14 protein-coding genes are annotated in these 16,755 nt (G+C 54.0%); 2 read left to right on the top strand and 12 right to left on the bottom strand.

What is annotated here, in order from left to right:
* Positions 1–120: 120 nt before the first annotated feature.
* Positions 121–1,356: a phosphoglycerate dehydrogenase gene (gene serA / locus AAH450_RS18000; RefSeq protein ID WP_342911440.1), complete on the bottom strand. Its 1,236-nt coding sequence runs from the start codon at positions 1,354–1,356 to the stop codon at positions 121–123.
* Positions 1,357–1,660: 304 nt separating this feature from the next.
* Positions 1,661–2,320, bottom strand: coding sequence for a ribose-5-phosphate isomerase RpiA (gene rpiA / locus AAH450_RS17995; protein ID WP_342911439.1), 660 nt, complete (start codon positions 2,318–2,320; stop codon positions 1,661–1,663).
* A 198-nt stretch (positions 2,321–2,518) separates the two neighbouring features.
* Between rpiA and AAH450_RS17990 the strand changes: the two genes are divergently transcribed.
* On the top strand, positions 2,519–3,415 hold the full coding sequence (locus AAH450_RS17990) for a LysR family transcriptional regulator ArgP (protein ID WP_342911438.1): 897 nt from the start codon (positions 2,519–2,521) through the stop codon (positions 3,413–3,415).
* 89 nt (positions 3,416–3,504) lie between these two features.
* On the opposite strand, the gene AAH450_RS17985 is transcribed toward AAH450_RS17990, so the two are convergent.
* The 7 genes from AAH450_RS17985 to tkt form a co-directional block, all read right to left on the bottom strand.
* Entirely contained in the window at positions 3,505–4,230 is a 726-nt protein-coding gene (locus AAH450_RS17985; protein ID WP_342911437.1) for an oxidative stress defense protein, read from the bottom strand.
* 146 nt (positions 4,231–4,376) lie between these two features.
* The gene (gene argO, locus AAH450_RS17980; protein ID WP_342911436.1) at positions 4,377–4,997 is read right to left on the bottom strand and encodes an arginine exporter ArgO; all 621 of its coding nucleotides are present in this window, start codon (positions 4,995–4,997) and stop codon (positions 4,377–4,379) included.
* 242 nt (positions 4,998–5,239) lie between these two features.
* Entirely contained in the window at positions 5,240–6,145 is a 906-nt protein-coding gene (mscS, locus tag AAH450_RS17975; protein WP_342911435.1) for a small-conductance mechanosensitive channel MscS, read from the bottom strand.
* A 181-nt stretch (positions 6,146–6,326) separates the two neighbouring features.
* Positions 6,327–7,406 carry a class II fructose-bisphosphate aldolase gene (gene fbaA / locus AAH450_RS17970; RefSeq protein ID WP_342911434.1) on the bottom strand — a complete coding sequence of 360 codons (1,080 nt, stop codon included), beginning with the start codon at positions 7,404–7,406 and terminating at the stop codon, positions 6,327–6,329.
* Between the two features lie 94 nt (positions 7,407–7,500).
* Complete coding sequence (pgk, locus tag AAH450_RS17965) at positions 7,501–8,661, bottom strand: phosphoglycerate kinase (protein ID WP_342911433.1); 1,161 nt, start codon at positions 8,659–8,661, stop codon at positions 7,501–7,503.
* A 50-nt stretch (positions 8,662–8,711) separates the two neighbouring features.
* Positions 8,712–9,731 (bottom strand): erythrose-4-phosphate dehydrogenase, encoded by a 1,020-nt coding sequence (gene epd, locus AAH450_RS17960; RefSeq protein WP_342911432.1) that lies wholly within the window; start codon positions 9,729–9,731, stop codon positions 8,712–8,714.
* Positions 9,732–10,205: 474 nt separating this feature from the next.
* A complete protein-coding gene (tkt, locus tag AAH450_RS17955; RefSeq protein ID WP_342911431.1) occupies positions 10,206–12,197 on the bottom strand; it encodes a transketolase in 1,992 nt (663 codons plus the stop codon).
* A 285-nt stretch (positions 12,198–12,482) separates the two neighbouring features.
* On the opposite strand from tkt, the gene loiP reads away from it, so the two are divergent.
* Positions 12,483–13,235, top strand: coding sequence for a metalloprotease LoiP (gene loiP / locus AAH450_RS17950; RefSeq protein ID WP_318789608.1), 753 nt, complete (start codon positions 12,483–12,485; stop codon positions 13,233–13,235).
* 57 nt (positions 13,236–13,292) lie between these two features.
* On the opposite strand, the gene speB is transcribed toward loiP, so the two are convergent.
* From speB to AAH450_RS21175, 3 genes are read right to left on the bottom strand one after another with little or no spacing between them, the layout of a single operon-like run.
* Positions 13,293–14,213: an agmatinase gene (gene speB, locus AAH450_RS17945; RefSeq protein WP_342911430.1), complete on the bottom strand. Its 921-nt coding sequence runs from the start codon at positions 14,211–14,213 to the stop codon at positions 13,293–13,295.
* A 12-nt stretch (positions 14,214–14,225) separates the two neighbouring features.
* The gene (gene speA / locus AAH450_RS17940) at positions 14,226–16,202 is read right to left on the bottom strand and encodes a biosynthetic arginine decarboxylase (protein ID WP_342911429.1); all 1,977 of its coding nucleotides are present in this window, start codon (positions 16,200–16,202) and stop codon (positions 14,226–14,228) included.
* Positions 16,195–16,296 (bottom strand): virulence promoting factor, encoded by a 102-nt coding sequence (locus AAH450_RS21175; RefSeq protein WP_412916661.1) that lies wholly within the window; start codon positions 16,294–16,296, stop codon positions 16,195–16,197. Before AAH450_RS21175 ends, speA begins: the two co-directional genes overlap by 8 nt.
* Positions 16,297–16,755: the final 459 nt, after the last annotated feature.

Genomic DNA, 16,755 nt, shown 5'->3' with positions numbered 1-16,755 from the left:
AAGCAAAGCCCCGGCAGAAAATCTGCCGGGGCTTGACTGGCTGGTGCCAGCAGGTGCATAAAGCGGCTGTATCAGCCGGGCAGCCAGAAAGTCAGACTCACCTTCTGCCTCTTTTTATGCTCAGTACAGCATGCGGGCGCGAATAGTTCCGGGGATCGCTTTCATCAGCTGCAACGCGGTATTGGCAATATCCTGCGGCGCATCGATATCAATTACCACATACCCCATCTGCGGAGTTGTCTGTAGGTACTGGGCGGCGATGTTGATGCCCTGACCAGCAAAGATGTTGTTGATAGCCGTCAGCACGCCAGGGCGGTTCTCGTGGATATGCAGCAGACGGCTCTGGTCGCCATGCATCGGCAGAGAAACTTCCGGGAAATTAACGGCAGAGAGCGTGGAGCCGTTATCGGAATATTTTGCCAGCTTACCGGCAACTTCAATCCCGATATTCTCCTGTGCTTCCTGCGTTGATCCACCAATGTGCGGCGTCAGGATCACATTATCAAACTCACACAGCGGCGAGTTGAATGGATCGCTGTTGGTTGCCGGCTCTTCCGGGAAAACGTCAATCGCTGCGCCAGCAAGGTGCTTATCTGCCAGTACTTTGCACAGTGCAGGGATATCCACCACGGTGCCGCGAGAAGCGTTGATCAGCAGCGCGCCCGGCTTCATCATCGCCAGCTCTTCTGCGCCCATCATGTTCTGCGTGGAGAGGGTTTCCGGCACGTGCAGGCTGACCACATCGCTCATGTTAAGCAGATCGGAGAGATGGCGAACCTGAGTGGCATTACCCAGCGGCAGCTTGTTCTCGATATCATAGAAGAACACGTGCATGCCCAGGCTCTCTGCCAGCACGCCCAGCTGCATACCGATATGGCCGTAACCAATAATCCCCAGCTTTTTGCCACGGGCTTCGTAAGATCCTACCGCCAGTTTGTTCCAGATGCCGCGGTGGGCTTTGGCATTGGCTGCCGGCACACCGCGCAGCATCAACAGCAGCTCGCCGATAACCAGCTCTGCTACGGATCGGGTATTGGAGAATGGCGCGTTGAATACCGGCACGCCGCGCTTAGCGGCTGCATTCAGGTCAACCTGATTGGTGCCGATACAGAAGCAGCCTACTGCCACCAGTTTTTCCGCCGCGGCGAAAATCTCTTCAGTGAGGTTGGTACGCGAACGGATACCGATGAAATGCGCATCGCGGATCGACTCTTTCAGCGCTTCGCTGTCCAGCGCACCTTTGTGAAATTCAATGTTGGTGTACCCTGATGCGCGCAGGTTTTCCACCGCGCTCTGGTGAACGCCTTCCACCAGCAGGAACTTAATCTTGTCTTTCTCCAGTGATACTTTTGCCATTTCCCGACCCTATTTAGCAGACTTCAGATGTGCCAGCTTACCCCTGTCTTAACCCGGGCATAAGTTAGCCTTCTGTCAAAATATCAAATTTTCGCTCTGCGGCAATACAAACGATTGCCTGCACGGTAGCATGGCGACGGGGAGCGGCAGCACATTTCGGCAGATAATCATGGTGCGCGCGGCAGGATCAGCAGGATTACCCTGCGGGGGTCTGTTATGTGACATAAGTCACCAAATTTCATTGCACTCATAAAAGATGTTTTTTTAGCTGCAATGACCCGACGCCGCTCCGGCGCCGGTAAGATCATTTTTGTATGGTCTTAACACCATTGGCCGTGCCGATCAGGGCAATGTCGGCTGAACGCGCCGCAAACAGCCCTACCGTCACCACGCCAGGCAGCGCATTGATGGCCCTCTCCAGCGCAACCGCGTCAAGGATTTTCAGATTATGCACGTCGAGGATGATATTGCCGTTATCGGTCAGCACATGCTGACGGTATTCCGGCAGGCCACCCAGCTTAACCAGTTCTCTCGCCACATAGCTGCGCGCCATAGGGATCACTTCCACCGGCAGCGGAAAGCGGCCCAGCACATCTACCTGCTTGGATTCATCCGCGATGCAGACAAACTTATCCGCAACGGCAGAGATAATTTTTTCCCGCGTTAAGGCTGCGCCGCCGCCTTTGATCATCTGCATCATGCCGTTGATTTCATCCGCGCCATCAACATAGACAGAGAGAGAATCCACCTCATTGAGATCGAAGACCGGAATGCCCAGCGCTTTCAGCTTTTCGGTAGAGGCCTCCGAGCTGGAGACTGCCCCCTCAATCTGATGCCGGATAGAGCCTAATGCATCGATAAAATGCGCGGCAGTGGAACCCGTTCCTACGCCAACAATGGTGCCTGGAGAGACATAGTCCAGCGCGGCCCAGCCAACGGCCTTTTTCAGTTCATCCTGTGTCATGGTCAGTTTCAATTCCGAAGGGCTTAAGTGTGCCGCCAGTATAAAACAACCCGGTCAGAAATCACCGCCTTCACGCGGCATTTGTTGGCAGTTTGGAAGCCGGCCCACAAAGCGATAAAGTGATTATTGCCCTGGGGGAAAATGGCAAATTTATGGCATAGTGCAGTTTCCACACCTGAAAGAGAGTTTATACCCACAATGAAACGCCCGGATTATCGAACGCTTCAGGCGCTGGATGCCGTCATTCGCGAGCGCGGCTTTGAGCGCGCAGCACAAAAGCTTTGTATCACTCAGTCGGCTGTGTCCCAGCGAATCAAACAGCTGGAAAATATGTTTGGTCAGCCGCTGCTGGTACGTACCGTGCCGCCGCGCCCCACTGAGCAGGGACAAAAGCTGCTGGCGCTGCTGCACCAGGTCGAGCTGCTGGAGGAGCAATGGCTGGGTGATGAAAACGGCGGAACCACGCCTCTGCTGCTCTCGCTGGCGGTCAACGCCGACAGTCTGGCCACCTGGCTGCTCCCGGCGCTGAAAACCGTGTTAACGGACTCGCCGGTCCGCCTGAATTTGCAGGTAGAGGATGAGAGCCGTACCCAGGAGCGCCTGCGTCGCGGGGAAGTAGTTGGGGCCGTGAGTATCCAGCCGCAGCCGCTGCCAAGCTGTCTGGTTGATCAGCTCGGCGCGCTGGATTACCTGTTTGTCGGCTCGAAAGAGTTCGCCGCACGCTATTTTCCCAACGGCGTAACCCGATCTGCCCTGCTGAAAGCGCCTGCGGTGGCGTTTGACCATCTGGATGATATGCATCAGGCGTTTTTGCAGCAGAACTTTGACCTGTCGCCAGGCAGCGTCCCCTGTCACATCGTCAACTCTTCTGAAGCCTTTGTGCAGCTGGCGCGGCAGGGAACCACCTGCTGTATGATCCCGCATTTGCAGATAGAACGTGAGCTGGCCGAGGGCGAACTGATTGACTTAACGCCAGGCCTGTTCCAGCGGCGGATGCTCTACTGGCACCGCTTCGCCCCGGAGAGCCGCCTGATGCGTAAAGTAACCGATGCGTTGATTGGCCACGGCCATCGCGTTCTGCGCCAGAGCGAATAACCAGCAAAAAGGCCTCCCGAAGGAGGCCCTGAAGTTGCCGATCTCATGCTGAAACTGCCAGCATGAGCCGACAGCGAAAACGTTATCCGTTACTGGCCGCGCTGTAGCTCAAAAACAACGTCTACCTGATCGTCAAAGTGAATGCTCTGCTTCTCATAGGTTTGTGCGGCGGAAGTCATGGGCGCCGCGTCAGCCATCTTATACATTCTGGCCACCGGCATCGGCTGATAGTTAGCTACGTGATAACGGATGCTGTAAACCTCTCCCAGCTTAGCGTTAAACCCTTTTGCCAGCTCGCCTGCCTGCTGCGTGGCGTCCTCTATAGCCGCCTGTCGCGCTTTATTACGGTACTGGTCAGGATTCGCCACGCCCAGTTCTACAGAACGGATTTCGTTGAGGCCCGATTTCAGTGCGCCGTCCAGTAGCTCATTCAGCTTGTCCAGCTGGCGAAGCGTAACCTGCACCTGACGCACCGCACGATAGCCTTTCAGAACCGCTTTACCTTCTTTGGTGTAGTCATATTCAGGTTGAGTACGCAGGTTTGCGGCATCGATATCTTTTTTCTCAATCCCGTTCTTATTCAGGAAATCAAAATATTGCGCGACGCGTTCGTCCGCCTGTTTTTTGGCGTCAGCCGCATCTTTAGCGGTGATGCTGACTTCGATAGCCAGCGTGGCGATATCCGGCGTGGCGTCAACGCTGGACTGGCCGGAGGTAACAACGTGTGGGCCGTTTGGCAGTTCATCTGCCAGGGCGAGTGCGGGTACTGTTCCAAGTCCAATTATTGCGGCCAGAGCCAATTTGGTAAGCTTCACTGGGTTCCTCCGTGGGGGGCTTTCAGTCATATCCGGGCGATGAAAAAAGGCTCGTCGCCAGAGAATTGTTCCGTTAAAACGCAACAGGCTATGTTATTGCGTTTTCAGGTATCAGGCTATGACCTTAATTCCTGGAGTGAGTTCCCTTAAGCCCAGCCTACCGCCTGTAGCGCCAGCTTAAGCGCAATGCCCCACATCATCACGCCGACTAAAGCGTTAATGACCCGCTGCGCTTTCGCGGTATTGAGCACGGGTGAGAGCCAGGCAGCCAGCGAGGCGAGACCAAAGAACCACAGTAAAGAGGCGCTGGCCGACCCCAGGGCAAACCAGCTTCGTGCCTCTGCGGGTAGCTGGCCGCCAAGACTGCCGAGCACAACAAAAGTATCGATATAAACGTGAGGATTGAGCCAGGTCACTGCCATCATGGTGGCAAAAATTCGCCACCGGCTCTGCTTCATCGCCGCTGATGAGGCGAGATCGACTTCTCCGCTAAAAGCGGTGCGAAGGGCGCCCCAGCCATACCAGACTAAAAATGCCACGCCACCCCAGGTGACAAGGTTCAGCAGTAACGGCGACTGGGTCAGCAAGGCGCTGCCGCCAAAGACCCCTGCACAGATCAGTACAATATCGCTCAAAGTACAGAGTCCGGCAGTCATCAAATGATACTGACGACGGACACCCTGATTCAGCACCAGCGCATTCTGAGGCCCTAAAGGGAGAATGAGCGCAGCGCCCAGCGCCATGCCCTGAAAGAAAATAGATAACACAAGACTTCCTCAACCAGATGATGTCAGCCGAGTGTATAGGGGAGAAGTCATTAGATGAAATGGAAAAATCTTATGGTATATCAGTATAGCTAATGGCCCCGATCTGAATAAGGCGAACCGGAGTTCGCCTTATTTGCGCAGTAAATTCAGTTAGCTGCGGCCATATATTGCTGTGGAAAGCACGCTGGCGCGGGCCGTGGTGAAATTGCGCCACGCCTTACACATTCCTGACCGCCTGAAATTTACTCCGGCTTTGACAAGGTCTGTATCACCTGCGGCGCTGCGTCACTCTGCGGCGCTTCAGGGGTTTTAACCTGATGCAGGTGAACATCCATCTGCGGATAAGGGATACCAATATTGTGTGCGTCCAGCGTACGTTTGAAGTTCTTCATCAGGTCCCAGTACACCAGTTGCAGATCGCCCGCGTTGCTCCAGCAGCGCACTACAAAGTTCAGGGAAGAGGCAGCCAGTTCGTTAAGGCCAATCTGCACGCCCATATCTTTCAGCACACGTGGCTCGGCATCCACCACTTCCTGTAGCAGTTGAATAACCTGGTCCACATCGGCATCGTAAGCCACGCCAATGATGAACTCGTTACGGCGAACCGGCTCCCGTGAGAAGTTCACGATATTGCCCGCGATAATTTTCCCGTTAGGCACCACCACAATTTTTCCGTCGGCGGTTTTCAGCGTGGTAGAGAAAATCTGCACGTTCTGCACGGTTCCCATCACGCCAATGTCAATAAACTCGCCGGTACGGAAAGGACGGAAGGTGACCAACAGCACACCCGCCGCCAGGTTCGCCAGCGATCCCTGCAAGGCCAGACCAATAGCTAAACCTGCCGCACCCAGTACGGCGATAACGGAGGCGGTCTGAACCCCTACCCGGCCCAGCGCGGCAATCAGGGTAAAAGCAATAATGCCGTAGCGTACCAGCGCGGAGAGAAAATCAGCAACCGTGGCATCAATATGACGTGTCCGCAGAACTTTATTCAGCATGTTAGAGATGATGCGCGCGACGATCATCCCGATAATGATAATGACGACGGCCGCGACGATGTTGACGGCATAGCTCAACAGCAACGCCTGGTTGCGCACCAGCCAGCCACCAGCGCTGTTGATACCATGTACCACGTTAAGATCTTCCATTTGGTTATCCTGTTGTTGTTCTCAATAGGTGCTATCGCCAGAAGAAACTGACAGCCCAAACCCAAAGGGTAACTAAAAATAGTCTGTTGTGCCAAATAAGCAGTCAAAATAACAATTGGTTACCAGCTTCTGGCATAAAAAAAGGCCCCATAAAGGGGCCTTTTCGGCTTAGTCAGGTGACTTACAGCACGCCAACGTCGTTGAGTTCCTTGAAAGCCTGCTCCAGTCGCACAATCATAGAGGACTGGGATGCGCGCAGCCAGACGCGCGGATCGTAGTATTTTTTGTTTGGCTTATCTGCGCCTTCCGGGTTACCCAACTGCGCCTGTAGGTAGCCTTCGTTCTTTTTGTAGTACTGTAGGATACCGTCCCAGGTTGCCCATTGGGTGTCGGTATCGATGTTCATTTTGATCACGCCGTAGCCGATAGATTCTTCAATCTCAGCCGCTGATGAACCTGAACCGCCGTGAAAGACGAAATCCAGAGAGTTATGTGGCAGGTTGTGTTTCTTGCTCACATAGTCCTGAGAATCGCGCAGGATGGTTGGGGTCAGCTTAACGTTACCTGGCTTGTACACGCCGTGTACGTTACCGAAGGAGGCCGCAATGGTGAAGCGTGGGCTGATAGCGTTCAGTTTAGTGTAAGCGTAATCAACATCTTCTGGCTGGGTATAGAGGGCAGAAGCGTCCATGTGGCTGTTATCCACACCATCTTCTTCACCGCCGGTGCAACCCAGTTCGATTTCCAGCGTCATATCGATCTTGGCCATACGCGCCAGATACTTGCTACAGATTTCGATATTCTCTTCCAGCGACTCTTCAGAGAGGTCGATCATGTGGGAAGAGAAAAGTGGCTTACCGGTTTTCTCGAAGTGTGCTTCACCCGCATCCAGCAGACCGTCGATCCACGGCAGCAGTTTCTTGGCGCAGTGGTCGGTATGCAGAATAACTGGCACGCCGTACTGTTCAGCCATCAGGTGCACGTGGTGTGCGCCAGAGATTGCGCCCAGGATAGCCGCAGCCTGTGGCTTGTCAGACTTCAGACCTTTACCGGCGATGAAACCAGCGCCACCGTTAGAGAACTGGATGATGACCGGCGCTTTAACTTTAGCGGCGGTTTCCAGTACGGCGTTGATGGAGTCAGTACCCACGCAGTTAACGGCTGGCAGAGCGAATTTGTTCTCTTTCGCTACTTTAAAAACTTTCTGCACGTCGTCGCCGGTGACAACGCCTGGTTTTACGAAATCAAAAATTTTAGACATGTTTTTTGTCCTGTTTCGTCGGTCGTATTAAGAGATTTGGCACCCGATAGTCGGGCAAATCAGTCCGGCGGGAGACGCGCTCCCGCCCCAGAAATTACTGTTTCGCACGCTCTTCAAGCATGGCGACGGCTGGCAGTTTTTTGCCTTCCACGAACTCCAGGAAAGCACCGCCGCCGGTAGAGATATAAGAAATTTTATCTTCGATACCGAACAGATCGATGGCAGCCAGCGTATCACCGCCTCCGGCGATAGAGAACGCATCGCTCTCTGCAATCGCCTTCGCTACAATTTCTGTTCCTTTACGGAAGTTCGGGAATTCGAACACGCCAACCGGGCCATTCCACAGAATAGTTTTGGCTTCTTTCAACAGCTTAGCCATTGCCAGTGCGGTTTCGTCACCGAAGTCCATGATCTCTTCGTTATCTTTGACTTCATTGACTTTCTTGACGGTAGCGGGGGCAGTTTCAGAGAATTCTGTACCTACGCGGGAGTCGGTAGGAACCGGGATTTTAAATTCATCACGCAGTTTTTTCGCCGCTTCAACAAAATCAGGCTCGTACAGCGATTTACCGACGTTGTTATCAATAGCCACGAAGGTGTTGGCGATGCCGCCGCCCACAATCACGGTATCCGCAATTTTTACCAGCGAGTTCAGCACGTCAAATTTGGTGGAAACTTTAGAACCACCAACCACAGCAACCATTGGACGAGCCGGGCTTTTCAGCGCCTTGCCCAGGGCTTCTAATTCGTCAGCCAGCAGCGGGCCTGCACAGGCAACCGGAGCAAATTTGCCGACGCCGTGGGTGGAAGCCTGCGCGCGGTGAGCGGTGCCAAAGGCATCCATCACGTAGACATCGCACAGGGCAGCATATTTTTTAGAGAGGGCTTCGTCGTCTTTCTTTTCGCCTTTGTTGAAGCGAACGTTTTCCAGAACGACCAGTTCACCTTCGGCAATCTCTACGCCATCAAGGTAATCTTTCGCCAGACGAACAGGAGAAGAGAGTTTGTCTTTCAGATAGTTAACAACCGGCAGGAGAGAAAACTCCTCGTTGTATTCACCTTCAGTTGGGCGACCAAGGTGGGAGGTTACCATCACTTTTGCGCCCTGCTTCAGCGCCGCTTCGATGGTCGGCAATGAAGCACGAATACGTGCATCAGACGTCACTTTCCCTTCTTTTACCGGCACGTTCAAATCAGAACGGATAAGTACGCGTTTGCCAGCAAGATCCAGATCGGTCATCTTAATTACAGACATGGTGAATCCTCTCGTTGATTCTCTAAGTTTTGACGGGCGCAGTCCGCGCCCTACCTGAAACCGCTTGCGGCCATTGCTAACGTGGTGTCGATCATCCGGTTAGCAAAGCCCCACTCGTTGTCGCACCAGACCAGTGTCTTGATCAGATGCTGACCGCTGACCCGCGTCTGCGTGCCATCGACTATGGCACTGTGCGGATCATGGTTAAAATCTATTGAGACTAACGGTAGTTCCGTATAGTCAACTATACCACTAAATGCCCCTTCTGACGCGTTTCGCAACAAGGCATTAACTTCGCACGCCCCTACCGCGCGCCTGACGCTGACGCTCAAATCAATCGCCGTCACGTTTATGGTGGGAACGCGCACCGCTATAGCCTCAAACCGGTCATTAAATTTAGGAAAAATACGAGTAATCCCGGCGGCAAGACGCGTATCGACCGGAATAATAGACTGACTGGCCGCGCGCGTACGCCGCAGGTCGCTGTGATAGGCATCAATCACCTGCTGATCGTGCATTGCAGAGTGGATGGTGGTCACCGTTCCCGACTCAATGCCATAGGCATCATCCAGCAGTTTAATCACAGGAATAATACAGTTCGTCGTGCAGGAGGCATTAGAGACAATCAGGTGATTCGGCTGGAGTTCTTTCTCATTCACACCGTAGACCACGGTGGCATCCAGGTCATTACCGCCGGGATGGGAAAACAGCACTTTTTTTGCACCCGCAGCCAGATGCGCTTCGCCATCTTCGCGGCTGCCGTACACGCCGGTACAGTCAAGCACCACGTCGACATTCAGCTCCCGCCACGGCAGCCCGGCAATCTCCGCATGGTGCAGCAAACGAATCGTATCTTCACCTACCCAGAGCAGATCCCGCTCCTGGCGCACGTCCCAGCCAAAGCGTCCGTGGCTGGTGTCATACTTCAGTAAGTGCGCCATGCCAGCCGCTTCCGCCAGCTCATTGACAGCCACCACGGTGATTTCCGCCCGACGGCCGGTTTCATAGAGCGCTCGCAGTACGTTACGCCCGATGCGGCCAAACCCGTTTATGGCAATGCGAACTGTCATATCACTCCAGCATCTGAATTCAGTGTAAAACTGGAGCGTTAGCCTGAGGCAGACGATCGGGTTTGTACAGGGAATTTTTATGTCAGACCACCGGCCTGAAAACCCGTCAGACTTCAGCACACAGTAGAACTGAAACGGTTCAGCCACAATAGTTCAACTCAGGAATAATAGGAATGACCGGGATCAATTGCAGCGACAATCTTTGGATCTGTGTCACAGATTTAGAAAATTAAGACTGTCACCGCAGTGGGAAAGGTGGCGATGAAGAGAGCGCTTCTGATTATTGTCAGAACCTGCGGCAAAAAGGCCATTAAAGGGAAATTTTCTGGTCGTGCCGGGAGAAAGGGTGGGAAAGTCAGCGAAGACAGCTTTTCTGATCATGCTGTGAGAGACGGCAGAAAAGATATTAAAGGCAGATTTTCTGGCAGCAATGAAAGCCGCAGTAAGGGGCGGGATGACTCCCGCCCCTGCGCATTACAGCAGCTCTTTGGTTTTGGCGACCACGTTATCCACGGTGAAGCCAAACATCTCAAACAGCTGCTCAGCAGGTGCTGACTCACCAAAGGTGGTCATGCCTACGATAGCGCCGTTCAGGCCGGTATATTTGAACCAGTAGTCGGCGATACCCGCTTCGATAGCCACGCGAGCGCTGACCGCTTTCGGCAGTACCGCTTCACGGTAGGCAGCATCCTGCTTGTCGAAGGCATCGGTAGAAGGCATAGAAACTACGCGAACTTTATGCCCCTCTGAAGTCAGCCGGTCATACGCGCCTACCGCCAGCTCAACTTCGGAACCGGTCGCGATCAGAATCGCTTCAGGCTGCCCTTCGCAATCTTTCAGCACGTAACCACCGCGCGCAACGTTAGCCAGCTGCTCAGCAGTACGATCCTGCTGCGCCAGATTCTGACGGGAGAAGATCAGCGCCGTTGGGCCATCGACACGCTCGATGGCATATTTCCACGCCACCGCAGACTCAACCTGGTCGCAAGGACGCCACAGGCTCATGTTTGGCGTAACGCGCAGGCTTGCCATCTGCTCAACCGGCTGGTGCGTCGGGCCATCTTCACCCAGACCGATAGAGTCGTGGGTATAGACCATAATCTGACGAATTTTCATCAGGGCAGCCATACGGGCAGCGTTGCGCGCGTATTCCACAAACATCAGGAAGGTTGCGGTGTATGGCAGGAAGCCACCATGCAGCGTGATGCCGTTGGCAATGGCGGTCATACCAAACTCGCGAACGCCGTAATGGATGTAGTTACCGGCTGCGTCTTCATTGATCGGCTTAGAGCCGGACCACATGGTCAGGTTGCTTGGTGCCAGGTCGGCAGAGCCGCCCAGGTATTCAGGCAGCAGCTTACCAAAGGCTTCCAGGCTGTTCTGCGATGCTTTACGGCTGGCAATTTTCGCCGGGTTAGCCTGAAGTTGTTCAATAAACTTCTGCGACTCTGCCTGCCAGTTAGCTGGCAGCTCGTTACCCATACGGCGGCTGAACTCTTTTGCCAGCTCCGGGTAGGCTTTAGCATAGGCGGCAAACTTCTCGTTCCATGCGGCTTCTTTAGCCTGGCCTGCTTCTCTGGCATCCCACTGCGCGTAGATATCCTGTGGAATTTCGAACGGCGCGTGGCTCCAGCCAAGCTGCTTGCGGGTCAGGGCTACTTCGTCATCACCCAGCGGCGCGCCGTGTGAGTCGTGAGTGCCTGCCTTGTTCGGCGAGCCGAAACCGATAACGGTTTTGCACAGCAGCAGAGAAGGTTTGTCGCTGACGGCTTTCGCTTCTTCAACCGCTTTTTTGATCGCTTCAGCATCGTGACCATCCACGCCGCGCACTACGTGCCAGCCGTAGGCTTCAAAACGCTTAGCGGTATCATCAGTAAACCAGCCGTCGATATGGCCGTCGATAGAGATGCCGTTGTCATCATAGAAAGCCACCAGTTTGCCAAGCGCGAGCGTACCCGCCAGCGAGCAGACTTCGTGGGAGATCCCTTCCATCATGCAGCCATCACCCATAAATACATAGGTGCTGTGGTCGACAATATCGTGACCAGGACGGTTAAACTGCGCAGCCATTGTGCGCTCTGCAATCGCCATGCCTACGGCGTTAGCAATGCCCTGCCCCAGCGGGCCGGTGGTGGTTTCAACGCCTGCGGTATAACCAAATTCCGGATGACCTGGAGTTTTAGAGTGCAGCTGACGGAAGTTAGCCAGTTCAGAGATTGGCAAATCATAGCCGCTGAGGTGCAGCAGGCTGTAAATCAGCATTGAGCCATGGCCATTGGACAGCACAAAGCGGTCGCGGTCGGCCCAGAGTGGGTTAGTGGGGTTATGGTTCAGGAAGTCACGCCACAGTACTTCGGCGATATCTGCCATGCCCATCGGGGCGCCCGGGTGGCCAGATTTGGCTTTTTGTACCGCATCCATACTTAATGCGCGAATGGCGTTAGCAAGCTCTTTACGAGAAGACATGTTCTACTCCAGGTCGGATTAAACGCTTCGCCGTCCTTAACCTATTTTAATCAATGAGTTATCAGGCAAAGTTGTAAAAGTCGACCCACAATGTACATGAAACACGGGCCTCCTGTACATGGCGAAACGTGCAAAATACCGGGAGGAAACTTGCGCTTTGAGAGCTTAGCCACTATGCATTTGTCTCGGGGAAGGTTATAACGCCCTCTTTATTGTTCGCTTTTTTATCGCCCTTTTTGGCAGGTTCTTGTTTTTATTACCTTGTTACCCAATGGACGAAATAATATGAAATTACGTAACTCTGTACTTACTCTGGGTCTGATTTCCGCACTTTCTGGCTGCCAGAATTTCGACAGTAATGCGCTGTTGCAGTCTGGCGCGCAGGCTTATCAGGCTGCCACGCTGAGCGATGAGCAGGTTAAAGAGCTGAGCGTGAAGTCGTGCGAACAGATGGACAGCGAAGCACAGATTGCTCCTGCCAGCAGCGTCTATACTCAGCGCCTGAACAAAATTGCGGCGGCGCTGGGCGACAACATCAACGGCACGCCAGCCAACTACAAGGTTTATGTAACCAAAGACGTTAACGCCTGGGCGATGGCGAACGGCTGTATCCGCGTCTACAGCGGACTGATGGATATGATGACCGACAACGAAGTGGAAGGCGTACTCGGTCATGAAATGGGCCACGTTGCGCTGGGCCATACCCGTCGCGCCATGCAGGTTGCCTACAGCGCCACGGCTGCCCGTACAGCTGCGGCATCGGTGGGCGGCATCGCCGCTACGCTTTCCCAGTCTCAGCTGGGCGACCTGGGAGAGAAACTGGTTAACGCACAGTTCTCACAGAAGCAGGAATCTCAGGCGGATGACTACTCGTTTGACCTGATGAAGAAGCGCGGCATCAATCCGGAAGGCCTGGTCACCAGCTTTGAAAAACTCTCGAAGCTGGAAGGCAGCCACGAAAGCACCATGTTTGACTCCCACCCCTCTTCCACTTCCCGCGCCCAGCACATCAAAGATCGTATCGCTGCCGGTAAATAACTGAAGCGATAAAAAAAGGGCGCACCCAGAGGCGCGCCCTTCTCTTCCCTGCCGTTATCAGCCTTTATTGACGGCCTGAACGTGCAGCATATCCAGCGCCAGCGTTGCCGCAGCAAGCGCAGTGATATCGGACTGATCGTAGCCCGGTGCCACTTCCACCAGATCCATACCGACGATATTCAACCCCTGCAAACCGCGCACCAGCTTGGTCGCTTTATCCGTGGTCAATCCGCCAATCACCGGCGTGCCGGTACCCGGCGCGTGAGCCGGATCCAGGCAGTCGATATCAAAGGTCAGGTAAACCGGCATATCGCCTACGATCTCTTTCACCTGAGCAATGATGTCATCCACGCTGCGATCGTTAACCTGCGCCGCATCAAGCACGTTAAAGCCCAGCGAGGCGTCGAACTCAGTGCGGATACCTATCTGCACCGAGCGTGCCGGATCGATCAGCCCTTCCTGCGGCGCATGGTGGAACATGGTGCCGTGGTCAAACTTTGGTCCGTTAGAGTAGGTATCTGTGTGGGCATCGAAATGCACCAGCGCCATCTTGCCGAAGTATTTGGCATGCGCGCGCAGCAGAGGCAGCGTCACGTAATGATCGCCGCCGAAGGTCATCATGCGCTTGCCGTTCGCCAGCAGTTTTTCCGCGTGCGCCTGTAGCTTATCGGTCAGATCCTGCGAATCGCCAAAGGCATAGACCAGGTCACCACAGTCAATTACCTTCAGGCGCTGACGCAGATCGAAGTTCCACGGCCAGCGGCAGCCTTCCCATGCCAGGTTAGTGGAGATCTGACGAATGGCACCCGGCCCCAGGCGGCTGCCTGGTCGGCCAGAGGTCGCCGCATCGAAAGGAATACCGGTAATCACCCACTCGGCATCGCTGTCGTAGGGTTGGAAGTTAACCGGAAAACGCATAAAACCAAAGGCGTTTGAAACCAGCGAGTTATCATACTGGTTGCCCAGGGTGTTATTCATACACAATCCTCTTTATTCATCTTCCAGATAGGTATAGCCGTAGAGGCCAGACTCAAACTCTTCCAGGAATTGCGCGCGCAGCTCCTCGTCCAGATCGCTCTCTTTGATCTGATTGCGGAAATGCGTCAGCAGCTCCTGAGGATCAAGCTGCACATACTCCAGCATGTCAGCAACGGTGTCGCCTTCATCTGAAAGCTGCACGTCAACCCGACCATCGGCATAGGCAAAGACGTCAACCGCTTCGGTATCGCCGAACAGGTTGTGCATATTGCCGAGGATCTCCTGATAGGCGCCGACCATAAAGAAGCCCAGCATCGGCGGGTTATCCACGTCGTACTGCGGCATTGGCATGGTTGTCGCAATGCCGTCACCGTCCACATAGTGATCGATGGTGCCGTCCGAGTCACAGGTGATATCGAGCAGCACGGCGCGACGCTCTGGCGATTTATTCAGCCCTTCCAGCGGCATAACCGGGAACAGCTGATCAATTCCCCATGCATCCGGCATCGACTGGAACAGCGAGAAGTTGACGTAGATTTTATCCGCCATGCGCTCCTGGAGTTCGTCGATAATCGGACGGTGGGCGCGGTTGCTTGGATCCAGATGCTGCTGGATATAGTGGCAGATGCTCAGATAAAGCTGTTCGGCCCAGGCACGCTGCTTGAGATCGTAAGTTCCCTGCGAGTAGCCGGTGTGGATGTCAAAGAGATCCATCTGGCTGTCGTGCAGCCATTCGCGCAGCGAGCGACGATTGTCTGGCTCGTGCATCTCCTGCCAGGTATCCCACATGCTGACGATAGGACGTGGTGAATCACCTTCAGGCGGCTGTGGTTCGCTGAACTCGTTACGCTCCACGCCGATGATGTTTGATACCAGCACGGTATGGTGCGCGGTTACTGCACGGCCAGACTCGGTGATCACCGTAGGATGCGGCAGGTTGTGCTCTTCACACGCATCGCCTATCGCCCAGATCACGTTGTTTGCATATTCGTTCAGGCCGTAGTTTACCGAACAGTCGGACTGCGAACGCGTACCTTCATAATCCACGCCCAGGCCACCGCCGACATCAAAGCACTGAATGTTTACGCCAAGCTTAGCCAGTTCCACATAGAAACGCGCCGACTCACGCACGCCAGTAGCGATATCACGGATGTTCGCCATCTGCGAACCAAGGTGGAAGTGCAGCAGTTGCAGGCTTTCTATCCGGCCCGCTTCGCGCATGATCTCCACCAGCTTGAGAACCTGCGTTGCCGACAGACCAAATTTAGATTTTTCGCCGCCGCTGGACTGCCATTTACCGGAACCCTGGGAAGCCAGGCGCGCGCGGATACCCAGACGCGGGATCACGTTCAGCCGTTCAGCCTCTTCAAGCACCAGCTTCACTTCGGTCATTTTTTCCAGCACCAGATAGACTTTATGGCCCATCTTTTCGCCGATCAGCGCCAGACGAATGTATTCACGGTCTTTGTAGCCGTTACAGACAATCACCGAGCGCGTCATGCCCGCATGGGCCAGCACTGCCATCAGCTCAGCTTTGGAACCAGCCTCTAAACCCAGCGGTTCACCAGAGTTGATCAGCGACTCGATCACTCGCTTGTGCTGGTTAACTTTTATCGGATAGACGAGGAAATAATCACCGCGATAGCCATAGGATTCACGCGCACGCTTAAAGGCCGCGTTTATCGAACGAAGGCGATGTTGCAGAATCTGAGGGAAACAAAACAGGGCAGGAAGACGCTGGCCTTCAGCCTCACGCTCTTTAACCAGCTTCGCTAAATCGACGCGAGCTTCCGGCACGTCCGGATCGGGGCAGACACTGATATGCCCCAGCTCATTGACGTCATAATAGTTATTACCCCACCAGGCAATATTGTAGGTGCGCAGCATCTTGCTGGCATCTTGATCGCTCATAGCCACCTCCTGCATGGAGCGGAGTACACCCTGTTCGCCTGCTGACGAACCCTTGATAGTCTTCATGTCGTCAGACATTACGAGCCTCAAATTCAAATGATGCGAAACAGTTAACTACTATCGCAGGGAAATGCTGCGACAACAACCCATCGACTACCGGGAAATCCAGCATAAAACACTGGCGAATCACACCAATCGTTCTGTGAAGTATAACATTAAACATGGCGTACACTCCCCACGGCTCTCACTCTCAGCCAATGCTGAGTGAGGGGGAAGTCTGATAAAAGAGTAGACGGCGTAGGTGTCGGAAAGATGAAGGAGGTCAGGACAGTGCAACGCAGCGGCGTTTTATACAGCCGAAACGCCCAAAATGCAAAATCTGAATCGTTGAAATGCGTACCCTGTCATGAATATTTTCCACTTTGTGCCTCAACTGAAAAAAGCTTTAAAGAAAAAAGGCTGGCAATCCGATTAATGAGTAACCTAAAATAGCCGTCCAGATGTTAATCCATCTATACTGGTTAACTTCTAAGCGTCTTCTTTTATATGTACTGCTCATGGCTTTGCCTGAGGGGGCGCTGAGAGCCTGAACCGGTTAACGGTGACAGTATTTTCGCGCTATGCAGTCGAT

This window comes from Erwinia magellanica (genome assembly GCF_039023495.1).
Lineage (GTDB): Bacteria > Pseudomonadota > Gammaproteobacteria > Enterobacterales > Enterobacteriaceae > Erwinia.
The sequence above is the reverse complement of the archived record's forward strand: the minus strand, read 5'-3'. Positions and strand labels throughout refer to the sequence as shown.